Here is a 24,276-nt window from a genome sequence, read left to right as displayed (position 1 = left end):
TTGTGTTCCTTCGAAAGCAGCAACCGGTTTATGAGTGGCGACGTTCCTCCTCTCGCGACAGCGCGCTCAGCGTATCCAGCCGGGCGCCCTGAAAGGCGACTGCGGATCCTTGTTCGAAGACTCGTCGCGCCAGCCCGGTGAGCACGGTGCCGGGCGGTAATTCGATCTGCAGCCGGGCGCCGCGCTCGTAGGCGGTTTGCACGGTGCTGCGCCAGTCGATGACCCGGCACATGTTGAACGCCAGGTCTTCACGCAATTTGTCGGCCGTGAACAGCGGTCGAGCCGTGCTGCCACTCAGATATCTCAGCTTCGGCGCCTGGACAGAAACCTTCGCCAGGGCATCGGCGAGAACCTGCGCGGGTTCGCTCAACAGCTCACAATGTGACGGCACGCTGACCGCCAGCCGTTTGGCCGTTGCAGCCCCCTGCTCTTTGGCCAACGCGGCGATTTCGGCCATCGCCTGATCACTGCCCGCAACTACGAATTGATTCTCGGCATTGATGTTTGCCAGATAAACCGGCGTGTCCTCGCTATGGACTCGCTCGACCAGCGCTTCTACCGTGCCCTGATCCAGTCCGATCAATGCCGTCATGCCATAGCCCTGCGGATAAGCGTTTTGCATCAGTTCACCGCGCAGCGCCACCAGCCGCACTGCGTCGGCGAAGGTCAGCGCACCAGCGACCACAGCTGCCGGATAAGCACCAATCGACAGGCCGGCGACATAGGCCGGCGTACTGCCCTGAGCCATCAACATGCGAGAACAGGCCACGCCAGCGATCAACAGGCACAGCTGAACGGCGCGGGTCGACTGCAAAGCCTCAGGAGTATCCAGATCCATGACGTTTTCATTCAGTGCATCGCCGGCTTCGCGCAGGCATTCGGGTATCAAAGGATCATTCGGCAGCGCGTGGAGCATGCCCGGCTGCTGCGCGCCCTGACCCGGAAACACCCAGAAGCTGCTCATGCCGCGCGCTCCTGAAGTTGCCACGGGTTGCTCACCAATCGCGCGCCATCATCGGCCTTGAGCAACACCTGACGCGCCGACCCGGCCCACTCACGCAACGCCACGGCGCCGGCCGGGGTTTGCAGTTGCAGGTCGATACGACAGACCGCGCTATCCAACACTCTGACCAGGTCAGCCGCCTGCTCGCGGCTGAAGAATTCGTCAGTGCGCAGGATCAAATCCAGATCGCTGTCCTGATGCAAAACCCGAACGCCGCTCGCCAGTTCAAAACCGACACTGCCTGCTACGCCCCACGGCAACGCTTGCGCATGCATGATCGGACGAATCTGCCGCAGCGCGTGCAAAGCCGGCCAATCAGCTGCTGCGTTATCCGCCGCGTCGATCAACTGTTCAGGCTGAACCCGTCGCGTGATATCGGCCATCTTCATCAGCGTTGCAAAACGCTGATCCCGCGAATACCCACGCACGCCAACTGCCACCCGACCTTCTACGACCTGTGCCCGACGGACTACCACCGGACGCCCCAGCGTCAACACCTCTAAAGCCCACGTCGGAGCGTCGGCAGGCAAGGCCGCCACAGGCATGCCCCACAACAGATCATGGGGCCGCACCGGCAGCTCGATGCGCATTACCACTGCGCCCGCAGCAGTTCACGCACTTTCGATGAGGCGCTGCGATTGGCCGCGCCCAGTCGCGAACTCAGGTCATTGCCGCCGCGCTGAACGTCCTTGACCGCTGCGATCAGGCATTCCTTTATAGCGGCGATATCTGCGGCGGACGGTTGCTCGATCTGACTCACCGACAGTGTTTCCCAAAGCAAGCCAAGCCCTGCGTAGCTGTCGATGTCGTAAGCCATTGGCGCAATGCTCGCGGCGAGCTTCTCCAGTTCCTCCACGCTGCGCATCGTCACCCGCGCAGCCGACGCTTTGCCCATCGCGTGTACCATCACGCCCGGATCACGCAGGGCAATCAGCCGATTGGCCTGATAACCGTGGGCGAGAAACGCCCCTGACATTGCCTTGCCCACCAGCAAGCCAATCACCGGATGCCCGGCCAGACGCGCGCGAGCATAGGCGTCGACCGCGCCAGCCAGCGCCTGATGAATGCCCAACGCTTCTTCCCGACGACCGTAAGCCTGGCTCGGCACGTCGATGATCGCGACCAGCGCTCGCTTGTTCGGATTCTGTCGATCCAGCTCGATTGCAGCGTCGACGGCTTTTGCCAGGCCCCAGCCCTCCAGCAACCCGACTTCACCGCTTTGTGCGCGAGGAAATCGGTTTTCAGGATCGGCGACTACGGCCAGAAAGCGCGCGGGTTGATCGCCGAGTGTGCCGTCGGCGGCCTTCACTGAAGTGGGCAGACCGACGACTTCCGCAGCGCCGGCACTCAGCGCGTTGAACCAGTTCAAGCCACGGATGGAATAGCTATTCACGGCTGCTCTCCTTGATACAGGCTACGCACAGCGGCGGGATCGATCTGGGTAGTCGTGTCCAGCTCGGCCAGACGTTGCAGGAACACAGCGTATTGGCTGCTGCGCTCTTGCTCGGGTTTGCCCTGTTGCAACAGGCCTTCAACCTGCTGCTGAATCGCCTCGATGTCATCGGCGACGTACGCGTCCACCAGGCCGCTGGCAAAGCGTTGCTCACCGCCAGTCAGGCTCCAGATGAAGGGCCGGTCGCGGGAATCGTATTCTTCGATGCCCGCCTCCTGCTCAATCACTTGCGGGCCGTTCAAGCCCAACCGCGCTTCCTGAGTGACCACCAGATAACTGCACAAGCCGGCGGCGATGGACATGCCGCCGAAGCAACCAACACTGCCCGCCACCACGCCGATCACTGGTTGGTAGCGGCGCAAGTCAACGATAGCGGCGTGAATTTCAGCGATGGCGGCGAGACCCAGATTGGCTTCCTGCAAACGTACGCCTCCGGTCTCCAGCAACAGCACGGCTGCCGTGGGAATGCCTTTGCGATTGTCTTCGGCCGCGAGCTCCAGCGCGCCGGCCATTTTCGCACCGCCGACCTCGCCCATGCTGCCGCCCTGAAAAGCGCCTTCGATGGCGCAGATCACCACCGGCTGACCACCGATCGAGCCTTTGGCGACGACCACGCCATCATCGGCTTGCGGCACGACGCCCTGCCGGGCGAGCCAGGGCGACGTGATGCGTGCGAACGGATCGATGAGTTCACGAAAGCTGCCTTCGTCGAGCAGAGCGCGGGCACGCTGCCGGGCGCCAAGCTCGACGAAGCTGTGTTGTTTCAATAGGCGAGCGCTGTCAGTCATGGCCGATCTCCTCGAAGCCTTGCTCCAGACGTAGGCGAACCACGCCAGGCGTCGCGCCGAAATCGTGGATGTCGATGCTCAGTGCGGGAGGCATTTGCCCATCGAACATACGCTCGAACAGATGCTGCCACCGCGCTGAACTGCCGTTGACCGAGGTCAGCACCTGGATGGTCAATTTGCCCGGCAAGCCAGGTTCAAGCAGTACTTCGAGGTCACCGGAGCCGACACAGCCCACCAGCGCACGCCCTATAGGCGGCTGACCGGCAGGAAATTCAAAAGACAAAGTTTCCATTTCAAATAGTCCTCGCTTCATCGCCGAGCGCAGGCTCAAGGCAATCGATAAACAGGCAAGCGGCAAGCAGATCGGCAGCGCCACCGGGGGATGCGTTCAAGCTCAGTAATTGCCGATCAAGCGCGTGCAGCGCGCGACGACCGCTGAGAGTTGCGCTACCACCTGCATCCAGAACCCGTTGGGCGCCCAGCTGCATGGTGCGCAAGCCTTGCTCGCCTGCGCGATAGAGCACGCAGGTGTCCGAGAGTGTGGTCATGATCGCCAGCAGCGCATCGAGCCGCGCGTTCTGTTCGCCATGACGGGCAGCGCGGCTACGTTTGAGTTGCGGTAGGCCGGTTTGAGTGACCGCCGGGAAGCCCATTTGCGCTTGCTCGCGCGCGCCCATCGCGCCGAACCTGCGAGCAACCTCAGCGCCATGGCTGTTGAATGCGGGCTGCTGACGATCTTCGATCAGCGCCAGACAACCCGCACGCAGGCCGAGTCCGGCAGGCGACAGATCCGAAGGATCCAGTGCCGCCGCCGTGACCAGCAAACCAAGCGCCCAGATCGCGCCGCGATGAGTGTTCACGCCGTCGGTGGTGCGCATCATCGCCGCTTCGCCTTCGCGCCCGATGCGGCCGATTGCTTCTCGCAAAGGCTGGCCAATCTCGCCGATCTGGATCGCGGCTTCGGCCATTTCCTTGAACGCGGGCCACAGCGACAGCGCCGAAGAGTGCATCAAACCCAGATGCAAATCCTGGTGCGCACCACTGCTGCGGCGATCGACCAGCGCGGGTTTGGGCGAGAGATCGGCTTCGTCGATCAGCGCATCCACCGCCAGATCGGCCAAGCGCTCGGCCAGGGACAACGCAGGTGGCGCGTCCGTGAACGCTACGTTAGTGAAAGCTACGTTGAGTGCAGGCATCACCAGCTCCTGAATTTCGCGGGCGGGTTGTACAAACCACCGGACCATTCCACCAGCTCGGCGATGCTTTTGGCCGCCAGCAGTTCTCGACTGGCGTCGGTGCGGCGAATGCCCAGATCCTCAGGCAACGCGATCAACCCTTCGCGACGCATGCGCGCCGTGTCCTTGGGGTTGTGGCGCAGGCCGATGGCAGTCACGCCAGCCACGGCAGCAATCATTGCCTGACGCTCTTCCAGACTGCGTGCCTTGTACAAATAAGCGATGCCTTCTTCGGTCAACAGGTGGGTCACGTCATCGCCGTAGATCATGATCGGCGCCAGCGGCATACCGCTTTTCTTCGCCACATCGACCGCATCAAGGGTTTCGACGAACGTGGGTTTGCCGCCCTCCTGGAATGTCTCGACCATCTGCACGACGAGCTTTTTGCCACGCTCCAGATAGGCGTCGGTGTCGGGATTCTGCTGGCGCATATCCAGCCAGGCGGGCGTGCTGTGACGACGACCGTGAGGGTCATGCCCCATGTTCGGCGCGCCCCCGAAACCGGCCAGGCGCCCGCGGGTCACGGTCGAGGAATGGCCGTCGCCGTCCACTTGCAAGGTCGCGCCGATGAATAGATCCACCGCGTACTGCCCGGCCAGCTGACACATCATGCGGTTGGAACGCATCGAACCGTCGCGGCCGGTGAAGAACACATCGGGCCGCGCCGCGATGTAGTTCTCCATACCCAGTTCGGTGCCGAAACAATGCACGCTCTCGACCCAGCCGCTTTCGATGGCGGGGATCAGAGTCGGGTGCGGATTGAGCGTCCAATTGCGGCAGATCTTGCCTTTTAGTCCAAGGGATTCGCCGTAAGTCGGCAAAATCAGCTCGATCGCGGCAGTGTTGAAACCGATGCCATGGTTCAGCGACTGAACGTTGTGTTTCTCGTATATCCCGCGAATCGCCATCATCGCCATCAAAACGTGGACCGGCTTGATGTGGCGCGGATCGCGGGTGAACAGCGGCTCGATATAAAAAGGCTTGTCAGCCACCACCACGAAGTCGACCCACGAAGCAGGGATGTCCACTCGTGGCAGGTCGCTCACGTCGTCGACCAACTGATTGACCTGCACGATAACGATGCCGTCGCTGAACGCGGCCGGTTCGATCAGGGCCGGGGTGTCTTCGGTGCTGGCGCCGGTGTAAATGTTGCCGGCGCGGTCGGCCATGAAACCGGCGGACAGCACGACGTTGGGAATCAGGTCGACCAGCAGGCGGGAATACAGCTCGATGTACGTATGAATCGCCCCCACTTCCAGCAGGCCGTCTTCCAGCAACTGGCTGATGCGCAGACTCTGCGTACCGGCGAAAGAGAAATCGAGTTTGCGGGCGATGCCGCGTTCGAAGAGGTCCAGGTGCTCGGGACGACCGACACTGGGCATGATCATGTGCAAATCATGCAGCTTGCCCGGATCGGCCTTGACCAGCGACCGGGAGAGGAAATCCGCCTGCTTCTGGTTGTTGCCTTCAAGCACCACACGGTCACCCGGCGCAATCAATGCCTCCAGCGCCGCGACGATCTTGTCGGTGGGCAGAACCACGCCATCGGCGAGGGAACGCACTTGCTCGAGCCGCCGCAGCTTTTCGCTGCGACGACGCGACCAGCGCGGGTCAAGTTTCGTTGTTGTAGTCATGCTGACTCCACGAGTTCGCTGTCGTGGGCCACATTAGGAGTTATGAGCTGGAGGTATCAATCAAGCACAAGGTTGGATCGTTACGGTTGGAGTAATGATTGCTCACCAGTCGATTTGATAACGTGTACTACGCCCCCCGCCAGGCAGCTTCAGCAAGCAGCGCTTCTCCAGCAAATCTGCCAGATGACGGGTCGCGGTGGCTTTGCTGACCTTGGCGACGGCTTGATACTGCGCCGCGCTGATACCCGCTTCGAATCCGCCGCCGGCCTTTTCGGACAATAGATCGCCATTGAGCAAACGGTTAAGCACTTTGATCTGTTCCGCAGACAAACCGTCGTCTCGATGTTTTTGCCAGAAGCGCGCCTTGGCCAACACCCGGTCAACTCGCTGCATGGCTTGCTCCAGCGTATGGAGCAGGGTTTGCAAAAACCAGGTCAGCCAGGGCGTGAGGTTCAAATCGCCACGTTGAGTGGACTCAAGAATCTGGTAATAGCCTTGTCGGGTGCTGAGGATGCTTGCAGACATGGCGTAAAAGCGGATCGCTTGATTTTCGGCCTGAGCCATTGCGAGATCCGTTATGGCACGAGTCAGGCGGCCATTGCCGTCGTCGAAGGGATGCAAGGTCACAAACCAGAAATGCGCGACGCCAGCGCGAATGAGCGGGTCCAGCGTAGGGTCGGACCGGCTGCTATTGAACCATTCGAAGAAGTCGTTCAGCTTCTTTTCCAACCCATCACGGGGGGGAGCCTCAAAGTGCACTATGGGTCGATCGATACGGCCGGACACGACCTGCATGGGTTCTGCGCCCCTGAGCGCTCCAACCCGCATGCCATTGCTCAGTAACGATTGTGGGTCAGGGAACAGCAGGCTGTGCCAGTACATCAAGCGGCTGGGGTCCAGGGGTTTCTCGTGCCGCTGGGTGGCATCCAGCATTAATTCTGCAAGCCCTTCACTGCGCGCAGTGACTCGTTCACTGCTGGCGAGCCCCAGCCGTTTAGCCAGCGAAGAACGCACCGAGCCGACGTTCAGCTGCTCGCCCTCGATGGCGGACGAAGTGATGACGTTCTGCAGCAAGGCATCAAGTTCGGTTTGCGCGCTGTCACCTACGTCCGATGCGCGGATCATGCCCAACAGTTGCCCCTGTGCCTGGGTGCATGCCCTCAATAACGGCGCCAACGGCTCTACGTCCCATGTAAACGTGGGCCAGCCAGGGTGTTGCCAGATCCATTTGATCGAGTCGTTCACCGGGACCTCTGGGCTATATGAGCCGAATGGGAACATATTCGGCTCGCTTAATGAGCCGAATATGCAGATTATTCGGCTCATAGTCCAGTATCGGGGCTTGGGGGAAGCGGTAAATATTTACCACTTTTAGGCGATATAGCCAGATAGCCTATGGCCTCGCCACTGCCTCAAATCCCCGGCCCCACCACCTGCACCAACCCCGCATCCACCAACCATTGCTCAAGCGCCACAAGATCCGGGATCTTTGCCACGGTCTCGCCCACTTGCACCGCCGCCAGTTCCAGCTCGGCGAGCGGTACATCGACGTAGCTCAATTGGCTGTCGAGCTTGCAGGAGCGCGGGATGCCCTGTGTCAGCAAGGCGATGAATTTCAGGTCCGGGCGCCCACCCAGCGCGTTGAGCACCACGATTCGGGCGCGGCCGCCCACGCGTGCGCGACTTCCGCAGGCCGCCTCGAAGCTCAGTAACGGCAGGCTGCGATGGCGCCAGTTGATCGGGCCCAGGTACCACTGCGGTGCAGCGGGATCGGCGATGCTGTCCTGATAATCGATCAATTCCGCGACAGCGACGTTGGGCAGCAACAAATGCCGATCGCTCAGAGGTATGAGCAGTCCAGTCAGGCTGGTCAGGCGCGTGGTTTGGGTGGTGGTGTCAGACATGCACGTGGCTCCAGTGGGCAATGCTCTCCAGCAGAGCCGCTTCCTGATAAGGCTTGCTCATGTAATCGTTCACCCCAAGCGCCATGGCGCGGTCGCGGTGTTTCTGGCCAGAGCGCGAGGTGATCATGATGATCGGTAAGTGCTTGAGCGCTTCGTCTTCGCGAACTTTGCTGGCGACTTCAAAACCGTCCATGCGCGGCATTTCGATGTCCAGCAACATCACGTCCGGGGTGTGCTCCTGCAACAGCGCCATGGCGTCAACCCCGTCCTTGGCGGTCAGTACGTTCATGCCGTTACGTTCCAGCAGACGCCCCGTCACCTTGCGCACGGTAACCGAGTCGTCGACCACCATCACCAGCAACGGACGCGCCTGTTCAATCTCGACATAGCGGGACGGCGCCTGCCCTGAAACCAGCAACGCCAGCATCCGCGCGTGCAGACGCCGGATGTGGGCGAACAGATCGAGAATCAGCACCACGCGACCATCGCCAAGAATCGTCGCGCCGGAAATCCCCTGCACCCCGGCGAATTGCGGGCCAAGGTTCTTCACGACGATTTCCCGCGAACCCGCCAGCGCGTCCACTTGCACCGCCACCCACTGATCATGCACGTGAACCAGCAGCACCGGTAGCGGTTGGGTCTGGCCGATCAGCTTTGGTGGCTGGCCGTTGTTGAGCAGCTCACCAAGGTAACGCAGTTCATAAGTTCGCCCGCCGTACTGATAGCGCGGCGGCGTGGCCTGGTACCAGCCTTCCAGCTCGCTGGGCATAACGCGCACGATACCTTCAACGCTATTGAGTGGCACGGCGTACTGCTCTTCGCCGCACTGCACCATCAGCGCCCGGTTAACCGATACCGAGAACGGCAGACGAATACGAAAACGCGCGCCCTGCCCCGATGTCGAGTCGATGATCATCGAGCCGCCCAGCTCCTTGACCTCCGCATGCACAACGTCCATGCCCACGCCCCGCCCGGAAATCTGAGTGATGGTTTCGGCGGTGGAAAAGCCAGCCTGCAGAATGAACTGCAAGGTATCGTGCTCGCTCAGCTCGGCGTCAGGACCGATCAGGCCGCGCTTGATTGCCTTGCGCCGCACGGCTTCAAAGTCCACCCCGGCGCCGTCGTCGCTCATTTCGATGACGATGTCGCTTCCTTCGTGAGCCAGGCTCAGCGTGATGCGCCCTACCTCGGGCTTGCCCGCCGCCACGCGTTTTTCAGTGCTTTCCAGACCGTGATCGATGGCGTTGCGCAACATGTGCTCCAGTGGCGCGACCATCCGCTCCAACACGTTGCGGTCCATCTCGCCCTCGGCGTTGACCACATCGAAGTTGACCTTCTTGTTCAGCTCACCCGATACCTGCCGCACAATCCGACGCAGGCGCGGCACCATACGCTCGAATGGCACCATGCGCGTGCGCATCAGGCTTTCCTGCAACTCGGTGTTGACCCGCGCCTGTTGCAGCAACAGGGTTTCGGCGTCATGGGTTCGGGTGTCGAGGGTTTCCTTGAGGTCCATCAGGTCGGATGCAGATTCAAACAACGCACGGGACAGCTGCTGAAGCTGTGAGTGACGATCCATTTCCAGCGGGTCGAATTCTTCGTAGCCCAGTCGCTCAGTGTGATGATCGCGACTGAGAATCCGGCCCTGAGTCTCGATATCCAGCCGCCGCAACTGATCGCGCATCCGCTCGATGGTGGTTTCCATCTCGGCGAGGGTGATCTGGGCGTCGCTGACCTGCTGTTCGATACGGCCGCGGAAGATCGAAGTTTCACCTGCCAGGTTTACCAGATCCTCCAATTGCTCGGCCGGCACCTTGACCGTTTCCGGTCCCGCACGCTCGCTGTCGGCGTCCGGTGCCGCCGGAGCGGGTTCAGCGGCAATCTGCGCGTCAAGCGTTGGCGCTTCCGGCGCTTTGGCTACGACTTCCTGAACGCTGCCCGATGATGAATAGTGCGTGATGCTGTCCATCAGCAGCGCCGGGTTGGGCAGCGGCTTGTACCCGCGGACGGCGTCGACCATGTCGGCCAGCATGTCGTGGCCGCTTTGCAGCAGGCCGTTGAGCAGCGCACTGTTTTTCAGCTTCCCGGACGCCAGGCCCTCGTACAACGATTCCAGCTCATGGGCCAGATCACCGATGGGGACAATTTCCACCATGCGCGCGCCGCCCTTGAGCGTATGCAGATCACGCAGCAGGTTTTCCACTTCCACGGTGTTTTGCGGATCGGCCTGCCAGCGTACCAATGCGGCACTCGAGCTTTCGATGATGTCGTCGGCTTCTTCGAGAAAGATCTCCAGCAACTCGGGATCACGTTCGTCCAGCGACTGAATCATCGATCCGACGTTACGCGGTTCGACTTCGGCAGCGGCGACACTGCCGCTGGATTGGCGGAATTGGCGAATCGACTCGATCAGCGCCTCGGGAGGCGCCAATTTGGTTCGGTTCTGCAGCTGTTCGAGCATCATTGCCAAGTGATCGTGGCTTCGCATCAGCAAATCGGCCAGCGCGGGCGTGTAGCTGCAGCGCCGATCGATCAAGCCTTCGTAAAGCGATTCGAGCTCATGCCCCAGATCGCCGACCGGCCCGATTTCAGCCATCCGCGCGCCGCCCTTGAGGGTGTGCAGATCACGTTGCAGCGACGACAACGGCAGCGGGTTTTCCGGGTCATCCAGCCAGCGCTGCAAGGCGTGGCCCGCACTGTCGAGGATATCGACGGCCTCTTCGAGGAAGATATCGACGATTTCCTGATCGATCTCATCGCGCGGCGGCTGCTCGATTTGCTCAGGCTGGCTGTCGAGGCTCTCGGTGGCCTGGCTCAGCTCTGTGACGCTGGTCGCCAGCCCGCCATCGCTTTTGATGACTCCCATCGCGTCGGGGTCCAGCGCCTCTTCCAGTAACTCATGCAACGCCCGCACGCGCTCCGGACACGGATCGACCTGCTGTCCGGCGGCGACCTGATCGAGCATGTTGATCAGTGCTTCATGGGCATTTTCGGCTTCATGAAAAAACCGCTCGCTGACCGCAAGGCTGCTCTCTTCCACTGCGCCATACAGATCGAGCAAGGCTTCACACAATTGATCCATTTGAGACAGGTCGGCCATGTGCGCACCGTGGCCGAGCATGGTCAGCTCATCGAGCAGCGCATTGAGTTCCTGCCGCTCGCCAGGATGCTGCTGCCAGCGTTTGAGCAGGTTTTCGGCGTCCAGCAGGATGTCCATGCCTTCGGCCAGGAAGCTGGCGATCAACTGCGGATTACGACGTACACGCAGGCCATTGTTGTCAGCGCTCAGGGCTGCGGCCATACGCTCGTCGAGTAGATCGTGGGCGGCGGCGATGAGCTGCGCGGCACCTTCGATAGGCATCAATGGGTCGACGTGCAGCTGCGTCAGCCCTTGATGAAACAGCGGCTCGGCCGAACGCAACAAGGCGATCTCGGATTGACCCACGGCAATCAGATTGGTCTTGAATTCACGCACCAACTGATCCAGCGGGCTTGCCAGTTCCGCTATCGGGAGCACACCCGCCATGTAGGCGCTGCCCTTGAGGGTGTGCAGCGCGCGCAGCAAGTCATCGCTAAAGGACGGCGATGGGTCATGCTGTGCCGCGTCAAGGTAGCGATCGAGAACGTCCAGATGGGTCTGGGCTTCCTGGCGAAAAATCTCCAGCAACTGCGGGTCGAAGCCTTCTTCTTCGGCTTGCGTCTGCACTGTTGGCGCAGGTTGCGCAGGCTCGTCGCTTTCCCCTTGGGCCAGCGCATGGGCGCGTGCGGCTAATTCATCCACATCATCACGCTGGCGTTGAACGTCTTCGGCAAAGTCACGAATCACGTCCGGCAGCAGGGCCAGCACGTCCTGCAGCACTTGCTGAACCTGCGCATTCGGCTCGACGCTGCTCTCCAGCACGCGATTGAGCAGGTTTTCCACCGACCAGGCCAGTTCGCCGAGCACCAGCGCCCGAACCATGCGCCCGCTGCCTTTGAGGGTGTGGAAGGCTCGGCGGATTTCACCCAGCGCCGAGAGATTCCCGGTATCGGCCAGCCAGCGCGGCAGGTATTCAAGCAGCGCCTGGAGTACCTCGTCGGCCTCTTCGAGAAACACGTCGCGCAGCTCATCGTCCACCGCCTGCTCGCCCTTGGGGGGTGGCAGCAGACTGGCGGGCACGTGGCGCGCGGGCGGGTTGACAGCTGACAGGGGGCTGGCCAGCACTTCGGCGATGCTCGGGTTGAGACTGGCATTGAGCGTGGCCTGCTGCTCGCGCAGCTGCTGAAGCTCCTCCTGGCTGACGACCTCGTCGAGTACCGGCACATCGGCCGTATCGGCGACCGGGGAATAACCGAGTTTGGCCAGGCTGTCCTGCGCCAGATCAAGCACATGTTCGCCGGGCGCTTCCGGGTCTTCGGCCATGCGTTCCAGGTAATATTCGATGCCGATAATGACATCGGCCAGATGGTCCAGTTGCGACCAGGCTGGACGCTCATTGTCGTTCAATAAATGCTCGACGATGTATTCATTGCAGGCTGCCAACAGGCCGGAAGCACGGGCCAGCGGGATCATTGCCAGCGCGCCACGCACCTGTATGAGTTGCTCGGTTACCGGTGCCAGACGCTGATGGTCGAGTTCGCCGTCGATGTAATCGTCGATGACATCCTTGGCTTGCTGCAGCACGGCGCGCGCTTCCTTGATCACCAACTGATGAATCTGGCTCAGATCGGTGGTGGGCAAGCGGCTTTCTTCCGGGCTGCTCTGATCGACGGTCCCGGCCATGCCCGCCAGCGTCGCCTCGACATAGAGCAAGGCCCCGGCGACATCCATCAGGGTCGGGTCGCTGGGTTCGCGTTGGCCTTGAGCCATGCCTTGAACCACCGCCAGCTGGTCGATGATTACCTTTCGCGGCTGGCCGAAACCCAGCACCGCCAGGGTATCGGCGATCTGCCGGAGCGGCGGCAGGAGAGCGTTGAGCTCGCTGACATGCAGGCGATCGCCACGCACGAAAACATCGAGCCGTTCCTTGGTGCGTACCAGTTCGTCGCACAGCGCAACGATCACCGAGCGCATGGCATCGCGATCGGGGCCGGCCATGCGCGCGCGCTCTTCATCCACCAGCGCGCTTTCCGGCAACGCGTCGGCCAGGCCGTACTGATCCTTCAATTCCATCATCCTATGGGCCTGGCTGTCGGATTTGGCGATGTAGAACAGCAGGCTTTTGAGCAGCTCATCCGGCGCTGGCTGATTGATCCCGGCGATGCCCTGCTCCAACAAGCGCTTGAGTTCCTTGTCGGCATCCTTGAACAGACTGCGCAACGCAGGGCCGTTGGTGAAATTGCCGCTGGCCATGGTCTCGACCAGCGCCGAAGCGATACGCCACAAGGGCTCCAGTGGCGCGTCCTTGCACAGCGCTTCGAGCCGCGCGAACACCTTGGTCATGTAACCCAGTTGCGTCTGCACATCCTGTTCACGCAACAGACCGACCAGTGCGGTCTGCAGCGTCTGGCGCAGCTTGCGCAGTTTTGCCGGCAATTCCGGGCTGTCACGCTCTGCGAGGGTTTGATCATCGAGTGCGGGGATTGACAGCAGTTGGGGCGAAAACAGGCTGGTTTCCGAGAGCAGGCTCTCGCCCCGGGCGCTGCGCAGGTCGTTGAGCAAGGGCAGTACCACCAGCGGCAGGTCGCGGCGGGCCGAATGCGCGCGGTCCAGATAGATCGGCAATTGGGTCATTGCCTGATCCAGCAACTGAATGGCTTCGGTTTCCTGAACCACATGCCCTTGCTTCAGGGCCAATGCCAGCTGTTCGATTTCTTCGGCAAACAGGGCCGCGCCGTAGAACTCGATCATCTGCAGGCTGCCATGAACCTGGTGAATGAACTCCAGGCAGACATCCATAGACGCAGGGTCGTGCGGGCGCGCGACGAAGACGTCCAGCGCCTGCCGGGCATGCTTGAGGGTTTCGGCTATTTCACCCTTGACCCACTCCAGGGCCACATAGTCGTGACGGTCAGGCATGGTAGCTCCCGTTGCCCAAATCTTGTGACCTGACGATCAATGCTGATCCCGCGAAGGCGGCAGTTTAAAACCGGACACCGAACGACGCATCTCGCTGGCCATCTTTGCCAGATTGCCCATGCTCTGCGCAGTGGCCGCCGTTCCCGATGTGGTCTGCGTGGTGGTCTGCTGGATCACCGTCATGGTCGCGGAAATCTGCTGACCCAGCGTCGCCTGCTGCTGAGCGGCGTTGGTGATGCTCTCGACCAGCGCAGCCAGCACCTTGGAAACACCTTCGATTTCTTCCAGGGCAACACCGGCATCCTGCGCCAATCGAGCACCTCGTACCACCTCAGTGGTGGTTTGCTCCATCGAGATTACCGCTTCGTTGGTGTCATTTTGAATGGCGCGAACCAGCGTTTCGATCTGCTTGGTCGCCGACGACGAACGCTCGGCCAGACGCTGCACCTCGTCTGCCACGACTGCAAATCCCCGACCGGCATCGCCCGCCATCGAGGCCTGGATCGCGGCGTTGAGAGCAAGAATGTTGGTTTGATCGGCAATGTCGTCGATCAGGCTGACAATATCGCCAATTTCCTGGGAAGACTCACCCAAGCGCTTGATCCGCTTCGAAGTGTCCTGAATCTGTTCACGAATGTTGTCCATGCCGTTGATGGTGTTGTGCACCACCTCGTTGCCTTTATTGGCAATCGCCACGGAACGCTCGGCAACTGCCACCGACTCCGACGCATTGGCCGACACCTGCTCGACCGAACGGGACATGTCATTGACCGCATTGGACGCCGCGGCGATCTGCAATGCCTGATGCTCGGAGGCCGCAGCCAGCTGGGTGGCGGTGCTTTGGGTGTCCTTGACCGCTCCAAACACCTGCTCGGCCGTGAGGTTGATGGTCGCAACCAGTTCGCGCAGCTGATCGATGGAATAGTTGATGGAGTCTGCAATGGCGCCGGTGAAGTCTTCGGTTACGGAAGCGGCTACGGTCAGGTCGCCATCGGCCAGGTCTTCGATTTCGTCGAGCAGGCGCATGATCGCGGTTTGGTTGCGCTCGTTCTTTTCGGCGGTTTCACGCAACTGTCGATTGGTTTCCCGAACCATGACCAGACCGATCAGGATGATCGATGCCAGCGCCAACAAGCCCAGCACGTAACCCACGTAGATATTCGCGGCACGACCACCCGCCATGTGCTCGAAGCTGTTGGCAAGCACCGACGCTTCATCGAGCAGGGTCTGGGAGAGCGTGAAGATGCTCCCCGCCGACTCGCGCACATCCAGCAGTTCCGGCGACGTTTCCAGAATTTCGTCGACCGATCCCGAAACGAACTGGAACAGCTCGGAAATTTCGGCCAATCGCGCCCGGGCGTCGCGGTCTTCGACTTGAGTGATTTTCAGAGACGCGTTGCCCTCAAGCATGCCGTTGAGCACGCGACCGAACTGGCTGGCGTCGCGACCGAAGGCATCGGCTGCCTGAACCGCGGTTTCATCGCCCGACAGCACAGTGTTCACTGCACCGAGAATCCGCTCCGCCAGCAGCGACTGACGCTGAGCGACGGCCACTTGGCTCGCGGGCGCGCGGGTTTGCAGAAGAATATCGACGACCTTTTCCGACTCGATCTGCAATTGCGGAATGGTCTCGGCCAGGGTCGCCGCGACTTGGTGCAGGGACAACACGGTCTGCTCGCGAGCAAGGATGACATCGGTGCTTTTGCGCAAGTTTTCCCAATCGATCTGCACGGCTTTCAGTTCATCGGCAACAGCGGAAGGCGCCGCTGGCAAGCCGGTGTTCTTGTCGCCCTTCTTCAGATACCCCCAGCGCGTGTCGAAATCATTGCGCGCATCGGCCAGCAGCTTGAAAGCGGCGGCCTTGCCAGCGGCGGCTTCGGTGGCGTTCTTGGCGATACGCTGGGACAGCACCCGCAACTCGCCCGCGTGACCGATGTACTGCTTGTCGTAGTTGGACTGCGTGCTCAGGTACGCAAAATTGACGAACAGCAGCATGATGAAAACGATCAGTCCGACGAACAGGGCGATGATTTGCGAGCGGCTGCGTGCGCCCTCCAGTGACTTGCCGGTATTACTCATTTCTCAGGGCTCCGCCTGAAGATCAGTGTGCATTGCGGACGCCTGGATACTCGCGATCCGAAACTGTGGGAGCGAATTCATTCGCGATATGGTCGTACAGCCAATAAAGATGTGTCGTCCGAACTGCCGACTCGCGAATGAGTTCGCTCCCACAGAGTGATCTGCGGTGTCGGATGGAATCACAGTGCGACATCCATGAAACCCGGCGACTGCACAAGGGCTCTGGGGCTGAAAACCCGCCATGCCTGCTCGCGCAGGAAACGGCCTTGAATGTACGGGGCGATATCGGGTTCGCTGTCGTTCGGCGACTCCGGCATCAGGCTGCGCTCATTGAAATGCTGCATGCCCAGCACTTCGTCGACCAGCAAGCCGGCGAAGACGTCCTGATGATCGATTACCAGCACGCGGCGCTGCTTGCGCAAGGGCGACAGCTCGTGGCCGAAAAAGGCGTAGAGGTCCATGATCGGCAGCAGCCGTCCGCGCAGGTTGGCGATGCCTCTGATCCAGGGTTTGACTCCCGGCAGCGCGGCATAACGGGGTTCATGGAGGATTTCATCGACCTCACCCATGGGCGCGACGTAAAAGCGCTCGCCCATGCGAAAACCGATGCCGCTCCAGCCCTGTTGCCGAGTTTCCTGCAAAGGCAGACCGGCAGCCAGCGAGCGGCACCGCTGATCGATGTCGAGTAGCAGCTGAAAGGCGGTCTGTGACTGAGCCATGGTCGCTTGCCGGGCTTCAGCCCGCCAGAACCGCGTTCAGGGTTTTCATGAGGGTTTCTTCGTCCACCGGCTTGGTCAGGTAATCCCGCGCGCCCTGGCGTTTGCCCCAGACCTTGTCGGTTTCCTGATCTTTGGTGGTGATCATGATCACCGGGATCATGTTGGTGTCGGCATCCTTGGTCAACTGACGAGTCGCCTGGAAGCCATTGAGGCCGGGCATCACGATGTCCATCAATACCGCATCGGGTTTTTCCTGACGCGCCAAGGCCACGCCGTCGGCACCGTTTTCGGCCTTGAGGACCTGATGGCCGTGCTTTTCCAGCATCCCGGTCAGCTTATACATTTCGGTCGGCGAATCATCGACGATCAGAATTCGAGCCATGGTGCTTCCCCATAGAAACAGCCGTCCTCGATTAAAGGAGCGGCATCAAGATAGTTGTTGTTCTACTGCAACGAACCCCGGCACGTGAGCCTTGATCGCACTGAGCAGTTCTTCCTTGCTAAACGGCTTGGTCAAAAACTGATCGGAGCCGACGATACGCCCCTTGGCCTTATCGAACAGCCCGTCCCGGGAGGACAACATGATCACCGGCGTAGACTTGAATGCCCGGTTGTTCTTGATCAACGCACAGGTCTGATACCCGTCGAGTCTGGGCATCATGATGTCGACAAAAATGATTCTCGGATGATTATCAGCGATCTTGGCCAGGGCATCGAAGCCATCTACAGCGGTGATCACTTCGCAGCCGACGTTCTTCAACAGGGTCTCGGCGGTACGACGAATCGTTCGGGAGTCGTCGATGACCATGACTTTCAATGGGGCTGAATGCTGTTCCATATCTGCTCTACCATCGCCACGGCGATTCAGATGGGTTTGCCTTCTGCCTGGCTTGTGGTGCTGTTCGAAACGCTGCCCCCCATTTAGAGGGGTCTAGGACAACCAGCGTGACGCCGGATGCCGAGCCTTTTTAGCACACTCCAAGCGCTCAATCCATAAAGCATCTACGCCACTCTTGCCCCTTGACCGCAAGCCAGCGCAGCGCCACCCTGACGCCTGTTTTCAGGCCCGCCCGGGCCATTACCGGACAGAGGATATTACCCATGAGCGTTCGCGTTGGAATTGTCATGGACCCCATCGAGCGCATTTCCTACAAAAAGGACAGCTCGCTGGCCATGCTCCTGGCGGCGCAGGCGCGCGGCTGGTCGCTGTTCTATATGGAGCAGCAGGATTTGTATCAGGTTGCCGGTCAAGCCCGCGCTCGCATGAAACCGCTGAAAGTCTTCGCGAACCCTGAGCACTGGTTCGAATTCGAAGCTGAAACAGACAGCGGGCTGGACGATCTGGACGTGATCCTGATGCGTAAGGATCCGCCGTTCGACATGGACTTCATCTACACCACCTACCTGCTGGAACAGGCAGAGCGCGCGGGCACGCTGATCGTGAACAAGCCGCAGAGTCTGCGTGACTGCAACGAGAAACTGTTCGCCACGCTTTTCCCGCACTGCGCGCCGCCGACACTGGTGAGCCGTCGCGCCGACATCCTCCGCGCTTTCGCTGTCGAGCATGGCGACGTGATTTACAAGCCATTGGACGGCATGGGTGGAACCTCGATCTTCCGCCACCGCGCTGAAGACCCGAACCTGTCGGTGATCCTCGAAACCCTGACTGTCAACGGTGCGCATCAGATCATGGCTCAGGCGTATCTGCCGGCAATCAAGGACGGCGACAAGCGCATTCTGATGATCGATGGCGAGCCGGTGCCGTATTGCCTGGCGCGCATTCCGGCCGCTGGCGAGACCCGTGGCAATCTGGCCGCCGGTGGCCGTGGCGAAGCACGCCCGCTGACCGATCATGACCGCTGGATCGCCGCTGAAATCGGCTCGAGCCTGCGTGAAAAGGGCCTCTTGTTCGTGGGTCTGGACGTGATCGGTGAACATCTGACCGAAATCAACGTCACCAGCCCAACGTGCATTCGTGAAATCGACAATGCGTTCGGCACGGATATTGGCGGGATGTTGATGGATGTGATCGAGAAGAAGCTTAAGGCGCGCGCATAAAGCCGCAAGCAAAGCTCACCCTGCGGGGGCGAATTCATTCGCGATGCTGGGCCACATCCGATAGAGATGTATCGGATGCAGCGCCCTCTCGCGAATGAATTCGCAACCACAGATGGTCATGGGCGCTACAAGTCCTACTCACCGCCCGCTAATCGGCCCACAAACATCAAAAGCCCGAGAAGCCGCTGACATTGCGTTATCATGCGCGGCCTGAATTTCGCCTTAGGTTGGTTGTAGCAATGCTGGCTCAAGTGATTGCGGAGCGTCGATGAACGCTGCGGTCGACAGTGATCTCCCGATGGCCCTGACCCGCACCCATGTGCGCCCGGCCGATCGTCTGGGGTTTACCCTGATGATCGCAGCGCTCGTGCATCTGGCGGTGATCCTCGGCGTGGGCTTTACCTACGTCAAACCGGAAAAGATCAGCCAGACACTGGAAATCACCCTCGCCCCCTTCAAAAGCGACAAAAAGCCCAAAGACGCGGATTTCCTCGCTCAGGAAAACCAGCAAGGCAGCGGCACTCTCGACAAGAAAGCCGTGCCCAAGACCACCGAAATCGCGCCGTACCAAGACACCCAGATCAACAAGGTGACGCCGCCTCCGGCCGCCAAACCGGTGGTCAAGCAGCAAGCGCCGAAGACTGCCGTGGCCACAAAGGCCCAGGCGCAGCAGAAGACGGTCGCCAAACGCGATGAAGTCAAAGCGGACGAACCGAAGAAAGCCGCGCCGACCTTCGACAGCTCTCAACTGAACAGCGAAATCGCCAGCCTGGAAGCCGAACTGGCTGATGAGCAGCAGGCCTACGCGAAAAGGCCGAAGATCCATCGTCTGAGCGCGGCTTCGACCATGCGCGATAAGGGCGCCTGGTACAAAGAGGACTGGCGCAAGAAGATCGAGCGCATCGGTAACCTGAACTATCCCGAAGAAGCCCGGCGCAAGCAGATTTACGGCAGCCTGCGGATGATGGTGTCGATCAACCGCGACGGCTCTTTATATGAAGTGCTGGTGCTTGAGTCCTCCGGCCAGCCGTTGCTGGATCAGGCCGCGCAGAAAATCGTCCGCCTGGCAGCGCCTTTTGCACCGTTCAGCGGTGATCTGGCTGACATCGATCGGCTGGAGATCATCCGCACCTGGAAATTCGCTCGCGGCGACAAGCTGTCCAGTAATTGATCGGACACGATCCAGCAGGCACCACACATCTCCTGGGGGGCCGAATTCATTCGCGAGGCGGCAGCCCATCCAATACAAACGTGTTGGTCGTACAGGGCCAATCGCGAATGAATTCGCTCCCACAGACCCTGCATTCCAAAACAACATCCGACTCGCTCGCTGCCCCCCCCGCCAACATGAAACCCGACCCACGTCGCGATTTATCCACCGACGCGTCGGTTCTGCCAGTTGTCACATCAGCCCCACGGCGCCACACTAGGGCTCATGAAAAACGTCACTCCGTCGTACCTCAAACATCAATTTCTGATCGCCATGCCCCACATGCACGATGAGAACTTCGCTCAGACCTTGACCTATATCGTCGAGCACAATGCCAATGGCGCCATGGGCCTGGTGATCAACCGGCCACAAAGCCTGTCGCTGGCGGACATTCTCGAGCAACTGCGCCCCGAACTGCCGCCTCCGGCTCGCTGTCAGCACATTCCCATCCATGTCGGCGGTCCGGTGCAGACCGATCGCGGCTTCGTGCTGCATCCGACCGGCCCGCTGTTTCAGGCAACGGTCGATCTGGGCGGCATTTCGCTGTCGACCTCGCAGGACGTCCTGTTCTCCATTGCCGACGGCTACGGACCTGATCAAAATTTGATCACCCTCGGTTACGCAGGCTGGGATGCCGGGCAACTGGAGGCAGAATTTGCCGCCAACGCCTGGCTGAACTGCGCCTTTGACCCAGCCATCCTGTTCGAACTCGAGAGCGAACAGCGCCTGGACGCCGCTGCCGCAAAACTGGGCATCAATCTGAACCTGCTGACCAGTCAGGCGGGCCACGCCTGATGGCCGGATTGCGCCTGCTACTGGGTTTCGACTACGGCAGCAAACAGATCGGCGTTGCGGTTGGCCAGGTCGTCACCGGCCAGGCCCGTGAGCTGTGCACCCTGAAGGCCCAGAATGGCGTGCCGGACTGGGACAAGGTGCAAGCCCTGATCACCGAATGGAAACCGGACGCCATCGTCGTCGGCCTGCCGCTGAACATGGACGGCACGCCCAGCGAAATGAGCGCCCGCGCCGAGAAGTTCTCGCGCAAGCTCAATGGCCGCTTCAACCTGCCCGTCTACACCCACGACGAACGCCTGACCACTTTTGAAGCCAAGGGCGAACGCATGTCCCGCGGCGGTCAGCGCGGCAGCTACCGCGACAACCCGGTGGATGCCATCGCGGCAGCGCTCTTGCTGCAAGGCTGGCTGGAAGAAAACAGCGCACTGTTCGACACCTGAGCGATTTACACTGCATCGAATTGAATTAGAGCTTTAGCCCGCGCCACCAAGGAATACGGCCGAGCCTCTGAAGGAGCAACCATGACCCTGCCCAACCCCGCCGAACTGATCAGCCAGATGGCGATCGATCTGAAAACGCATCTGAATAAACGTGGTATCAGCGAGCCTCGCTTCATCGGCATTCGCACCGGCGGCGTGTGGGTCGCGCAGGCCCTGCTCGAAGCGCTGAACAGCCAGTCGCCGCTGGGCACTCTGGACGTTTCCTTCTACCGCGACGACTTCAGCCAGAACGGCCTGCACCCGCAAGTGCGCCCCTCGGAACTGCCGTTTGAAATCGAAGGCCAGCACCTGGTGGTGATCGATGACGTGCTGATGAGCGGGCGGACCATTCGCGCGGCCCTCAACGAACTGTTCGACTATGGCCGCCCGGCCAGCGTGACTCTCGTTTCGCTGCTGGATCTGGACGCCGCCGAGCTGCCGATTCGTCCGAATGTGACCGGCGCGACGCTGAATCTGTCTCCAACCGAGCGCGTCAAGCTGTCCGGCCCGACACCGCTCACGCTTGAACTGCAAGACCTTTCCACCGATTCCGCCGCCCTCTAAGAGTCCTTCGATGACGCCTCCAGACGCCAAGCGCCCGCTGCAGCTGAACCATCAGGGTCAGCTGCAACATTTTCTCTCGCTCGACGGTTTGCCCCGCGAACTGCTCACCGAAATCCTCGACACCGCCGACTCGTTCCTTGAAGTCGGCGCCCGGGCGGTGAAAAAAGTCCCGCTGCTGCGCGGCAAGACCGTGTGCAACGTGTTCTTCGAGAACTCCACCCGCACTCGCACCACGTTCGAACTGGCGGCACAAAGGCTGTCGGCGGATGTCATCACCCTGAACGTCTCGACCTCTTCGACGAGCAAGGGCGAGACCCTGTTCGACACGTTGCGTAACCTTGAGGCCATGGCCGCCGACATGTTCGTCGTACGTCACGGCGACTCGGGCGCGGCACACTTCATTGCCGAGCACGTATGCCCGCAGGTGGCGATCATCAATGGCGGCGACGGGCGTCACGCGCACCCGACACAAGGCATGCTCGACATGCTGACCATCCGCCGCCACAAAGGCGATTTCAAGGATCTCTCGGTGGCTATCGTCGGCGATATCCTGCACTCCCGTGTGGCGCGCTCGAACATGATCGCGCTCAAGGCGCTGGGCTGTCCGGACATCCGCGTGGTCGCACCGAAAACCCTGCTGCCGATTGGCGTCGAGCAATATGGCGTTACGGTCTACACCGATCTCGCGCAAGGGCTGAAAGACGTCGATGTGGTCATCATGCTGCGCCTGCAACGCGAGCGCATGTCCGGTGGCCTGCTGCCGAGCGAGGGTGAGTTTTATCGCCTGTTCGGCCTGACCACCGCGCGACTGGCCGGTGCCAAGCCGGACGCGATCGTCATGCACCCCGGCCCCATCAACCGGGGCGTGGAAATCGAATCGGCGGTGGCCGACGGCGCGCATTCGGTGATCCTCAATCAAGTGACCTACGGCATCGCCGTGCGTATGGCCGTACTGTCCATGGCCATGAGTGGCCAAACCGCACAACGCCAGTTCGAGCAGGAGAACGCGCAGTGAAGTTCAGCATCCTCGGCGCTCGCGTCATCGACCCTGTCAGCGGTCTGGATCAAGTCATCGATGTTCACCTGGAAGCCGGCAAGATTCTCGCCCTGGGCGCAGCGCCTGACGGCTTCACTCCCTCGCAGACCATCGACGGCCAGGGCCTGGTTGCAGCGCCCGGCCTGGTGGACTTGAACGTGTCCCTGCGTGAGCCGGGCTACAGCCGCAAGGGCAGCATCGCCAGCGAAACCCGCGCAGCAGCGGCCGGTGGCGTGACCAGCTTGTGCTGCCCGCCGCGGACCAAACCCGTTCTCGACACCTCCGCCGTGGCCGAGCTGATTCTGGATCGCGCCCGCGAAGCCGGCCATAGCAAAGTGTTCCCCATCGGCGCGCTGAGCAAAGGCCTGGAAGGCGAACAACTGGCCGAGCTGATCGCCCTGCGTGATGCGGGCTGCGTGGCGTTCACCAACGGCCTGACCAACTTCACCAGCAATCGCACGCTCTGCCGCGCGCTGGAGTACGCCGCGACGTTCGACCTGACCGTGATCTTCAACTCGCAGGATCATGATCTGGCCGCCGGCGGTCTGGCGCATGACGGCGCGACGGCAGCGTTCCTCGGTTTGCCGGGCATCCCGGAAACCGCTGAAACCGTAGCCCTGGCTCGCGATCTGTTGCTGGTCGAACAAAGCGGCGTGCGCGCTCATTTCAGTCAACTGACCAGCGCCCGCGGTGTTGCCCTGATCGCTCAGGCCCAAGCCCGCGGGCTGCCGGTGACGGCCGATGTGGCGCTGTATCAGTTGATTCTGACTGACGAAGCACTGATCGACTTCTCCAGCCTCTATCACGTGCAACCGCCGCTGCGCACTCGCGCCGACCGCGACGCCCTGCGTGAAGCGGTTAAGTCGGGGGTGGTTCAGGCGATTTCCAGCCACCATCAGCCGCACGAACGCGACGCCAAGCTCGCACCCTTTGGCGCGACAGAGCCGGGCATCAGCAGTGTTGAATTGCTGCTGCCACTGGCGATGACATTGGTGGAGGATGGCCTGTTGGACCTGCCGACGCTGCTGTCGCGCCTCAGCGCTGGCCCAGCCGCAGCCCTGCGCCTGCCTGCGGGGCGTCTGGCCGCTGGCGCCGCAGCGGATCTGGTGCTGTTCGACCCGGCCGCTTCGACCGTGGCGGGCGAGAAGTGGCTGTCCAAAGGCGAGAACTGCCCGTTCCTCGGCCATTGCCTGCCGGGAGCGGTGAAGTACACCTTCGTCGATGGACGGATCAGCTATACCGCTTAGTCCTTAATCGAAACACCAACCTGTAGGGGCCGGCTTGCTGGCGAACCCACTGGGTCAGACACCTCACAGTGACT

At 61.1% G+C, this 24,276-nt stretch carries 21 protein-coding genes; 7 read left to right on the top strand and 14 right to left on the bottom strand.

Annotation, left to right across the window (positions count from 1 at the left end):
* Positions 1–28: 28 nt before the first annotated feature.
* The 14 genes from mdcH to pilG all read right to left on the bottom strand — a co-directional run bounded on the left by mdcH (position 29) and on the right by pilG (position 17,651).
* Positions 29–964, bottom strand: a complete 936-nt coding sequence (gene mdcH / locus ACRER8_RS05690; RefSeq protein ID WP_431745370.1) for a malonate decarboxylase subunit epsilon — start codon at positions 962–964, stop codon at positions 29–31.
* A complete protein-coding gene (locus ACRER8_RS05685) occupies positions 961–1,599 on the bottom strand; it encodes a malonate decarboxylase holo-ACP synthase (RefSeq protein ID WP_431745369.1) in 639 nt (212 codons plus the stop codon). The genes mdcH and ACRER8_RS05685 overlap by 4 nt, the downstream gene beginning before the upstream one ends.
* Positions 1,593–2,396, bottom strand: a complete 804-nt coding sequence (gene mdcE, locus ACRER8_RS05680) for a biotin-independent malonate decarboxylase subunit gamma (RefSeq protein ID WP_431745368.1) — start codon at positions 2,394–2,396, stop codon at positions 1,593–1,595. The genes ACRER8_RS05685 and mdcE overlap by 7 nt, the downstream gene beginning before the upstream one ends.
* Positions 2,393–3,244: a biotin-independent malonate decarboxylase subunit beta gene (locus ACRER8_RS05675; RefSeq protein WP_431745367.1), complete on the bottom strand. Its 852-nt coding sequence runs from the start codon at positions 3,242–3,244 to the stop codon at positions 2,393–2,395. The genes mdcE and ACRER8_RS05675 overlap by 4 nt, the downstream gene beginning before the upstream one ends.
* The gene (locus ACRER8_RS05670; RefSeq protein ID WP_431745366.1) at positions 3,237–3,536 is read right to left on the bottom strand and encodes a malonate decarboxylase subunit delta; all 300 of its coding nucleotides are present in this window, start codon (positions 3,534–3,536) and stop codon (positions 3,237–3,239) included. The genes ACRER8_RS05675 and ACRER8_RS05670 overlap by 8 nt, the downstream gene beginning before the upstream one ends.
* A gap of 1 nt (position 3,537) precedes the next feature.
* Positions 3,538–4,440, bottom strand: coding sequence for a triphosphoribosyl-dephospho-CoA synthase (locus tag ACRER8_RS05665; protein WP_431745365.1), 903 nt, complete (start codon positions 4,438–4,440; stop codon positions 3,538–3,540).
* A complete protein-coding gene (gene mdcA, locus ACRER8_RS05660) occupies positions 4,440–6,113 on the bottom strand; it encodes a malonate decarboxylase subunit alpha (protein WP_431745364.1) in 1,674 nt (557 codons plus the stop codon). Before mdcA ends, ACRER8_RS05665 begins: the two co-directional genes overlap by 1 nt.
* A gap of 102 nt (positions 6,114–6,215) precedes the next feature.
* Complete coding sequence (locus ACRER8_RS05655; RefSeq protein ID WP_431745363.1) at positions 6,216–7,358, bottom strand: Fic family protein; 1,143 nt, start codon at positions 7,356–7,358, stop codon at positions 6,216–6,218.
* Between the two features lie 167 nt (positions 7,359–7,525).
* Positions 7,526–8,017, bottom strand: a complete 492-nt coding sequence (locus ACRER8_RS05650; RefSeq protein ID WP_431745362.1) for a chemotaxis protein CheW — start codon at positions 8,015–8,017, stop codon at positions 7,526–7,528.
* Entirely contained in the window at positions 8,010–14,015 is a 6,006-nt protein-coding gene (locus tag ACRER8_RS05645; RefSeq protein WP_431745361.1) for an Hpt domain-containing protein, read from the bottom strand. The genes ACRER8_RS05650 and ACRER8_RS05645 overlap by 8 nt, the downstream gene beginning before the upstream one ends.
* A 36-nt stretch (positions 14,016–14,051) precedes the next feature.
* The gene (locus ACRER8_RS05640) at positions 14,052–16,094 is read right to left on the bottom strand and encodes a methyl-accepting chemotaxis protein (RefSeq protein WP_431745360.1); all 2,043 of its coding nucleotides are present in this window, start codon (positions 16,092–16,094) and stop codon (positions 14,052–14,054) included.
* A gap of 179 nt (positions 16,095–16,273) precedes the next feature.
* Entirely contained in the window at positions 16,274–16,813 is a 540-nt protein-coding gene (locus ACRER8_RS05635) for a chemotaxis protein CheW (RefSeq protein ID WP_431745359.1), read from the bottom strand.
* Between the two features lie 16 nt (positions 16,814–16,829).
* Positions 16,830–17,195, bottom strand: a complete 366-nt coding sequence (gene pilH, locus ACRER8_RS05630) for a twitching motility response regulator PilH (RefSeq protein ID WP_093468272.1) — start codon at positions 17,193–17,195, stop codon at positions 16,830–16,832.
* Positions 17,196–17,240: 45 nt separating this feature from the next.
* Complete coding sequence (pilG, locus tag ACRER8_RS05625; RefSeq protein WP_110949460.1) at positions 17,241–17,651, bottom strand: twitching motility response regulator PilG; 411 nt, start codon at positions 17,649–17,651, stop codon at positions 17,241–17,243.
* A 263-nt stretch (positions 17,652–17,914) separates the two neighbouring features.
* Here pilG and gshB point away from each other — a divergent pair, with 263 nt between their 5' ends.
* From gshB to ACRER8_RS05590, 7 genes are all read left to right on the top strand, one after another.
* Positions 17,915–18,871 carry a glutathione synthase gene (gene gshB, locus ACRER8_RS05620; protein ID WP_431745358.1) on the top strand — a complete coding sequence of 319 codons (957 nt, stop codon included), beginning with the start codon at positions 17,915–17,917 and terminating at the stop codon, positions 18,869–18,871.
* Between the two features lie 268 nt (positions 18,872–19,139).
* Positions 19,140–20,042: an energy transducer TonB gene (locus tag ACRER8_RS05615; RefSeq protein ID WP_431745357.1), complete on the top strand. Its 903-nt coding sequence runs from the start codon at positions 19,140–19,142 to the stop codon at positions 20,040–20,042.
* Positions 20,043–20,306: 264 nt separating this feature from the next.
* Positions 20,307–20,876 carry a YqgE/AlgH family protein gene (locus tag ACRER8_RS05610; RefSeq protein WP_431745356.1) on the top strand — a complete coding sequence of 190 codons (570 nt, stop codon included), beginning with the start codon at positions 20,307–20,309 and terminating at the stop codon, positions 20,874–20,876.
* Positions 20,876–21,316, top strand: coding sequence for a Holliday junction resolvase RuvX (gene ruvX, locus ACRER8_RS05605; protein ID WP_431745355.1), 441 nt, complete (start codon positions 20,876–20,878; stop codon positions 21,314–21,316). Before ACRER8_RS05610 ends, ruvX begins: the two co-directional genes overlap by 1 nt.
* Positions 21,317–21,397: 81 nt before the next feature.
* A complete protein-coding gene (gene pyrR, locus ACRER8_RS05600) occupies positions 21,398–21,919 on the top strand; it encodes a bifunctional pyr operon transcriptional regulator/uracil phosphoribosyltransferase PyrR (protein WP_431745354.1) in 522 nt (173 codons plus the stop codon).
* 10 nt (positions 21,920–21,929) lie between these two features.
* Positions 21,930–22,934: an aspartate carbamoyltransferase catalytic subunit gene (locus tag ACRER8_RS05595; protein ID WP_431745353.1), complete on the top strand. Its 1,005-nt coding sequence runs from the start codon at positions 21,930–21,932 to the stop codon at positions 22,932–22,934.
* Positions 22,931–24,202: a dihydroorotase gene (locus tag ACRER8_RS05590; RefSeq protein ID WP_431745352.1), complete on the top strand. Its 1,272-nt coding sequence runs from the start codon at positions 22,931–22,933 to the stop codon at positions 24,200–24,202. The genes ACRER8_RS05595 and ACRER8_RS05590 overlap by 4 nt, the downstream gene beginning before the upstream one ends.
* The last annotated feature ends 74 nt before the right edge of the window (positions 24,203–24,276 follow it).

It is taken from the genome of Pseudomonas sp. (assembly GCF_050739935.1).
Lineage (GTDB): Bacteria > Pseudomonadota > Gammaproteobacteria > Pseudomonadales > Pseudomonadaceae > Aquipseudomonas.
Note: the sequence above shows the minus strand (reverse complement) of the source record. Positions and strands in the feature narration are given on the sequence as shown.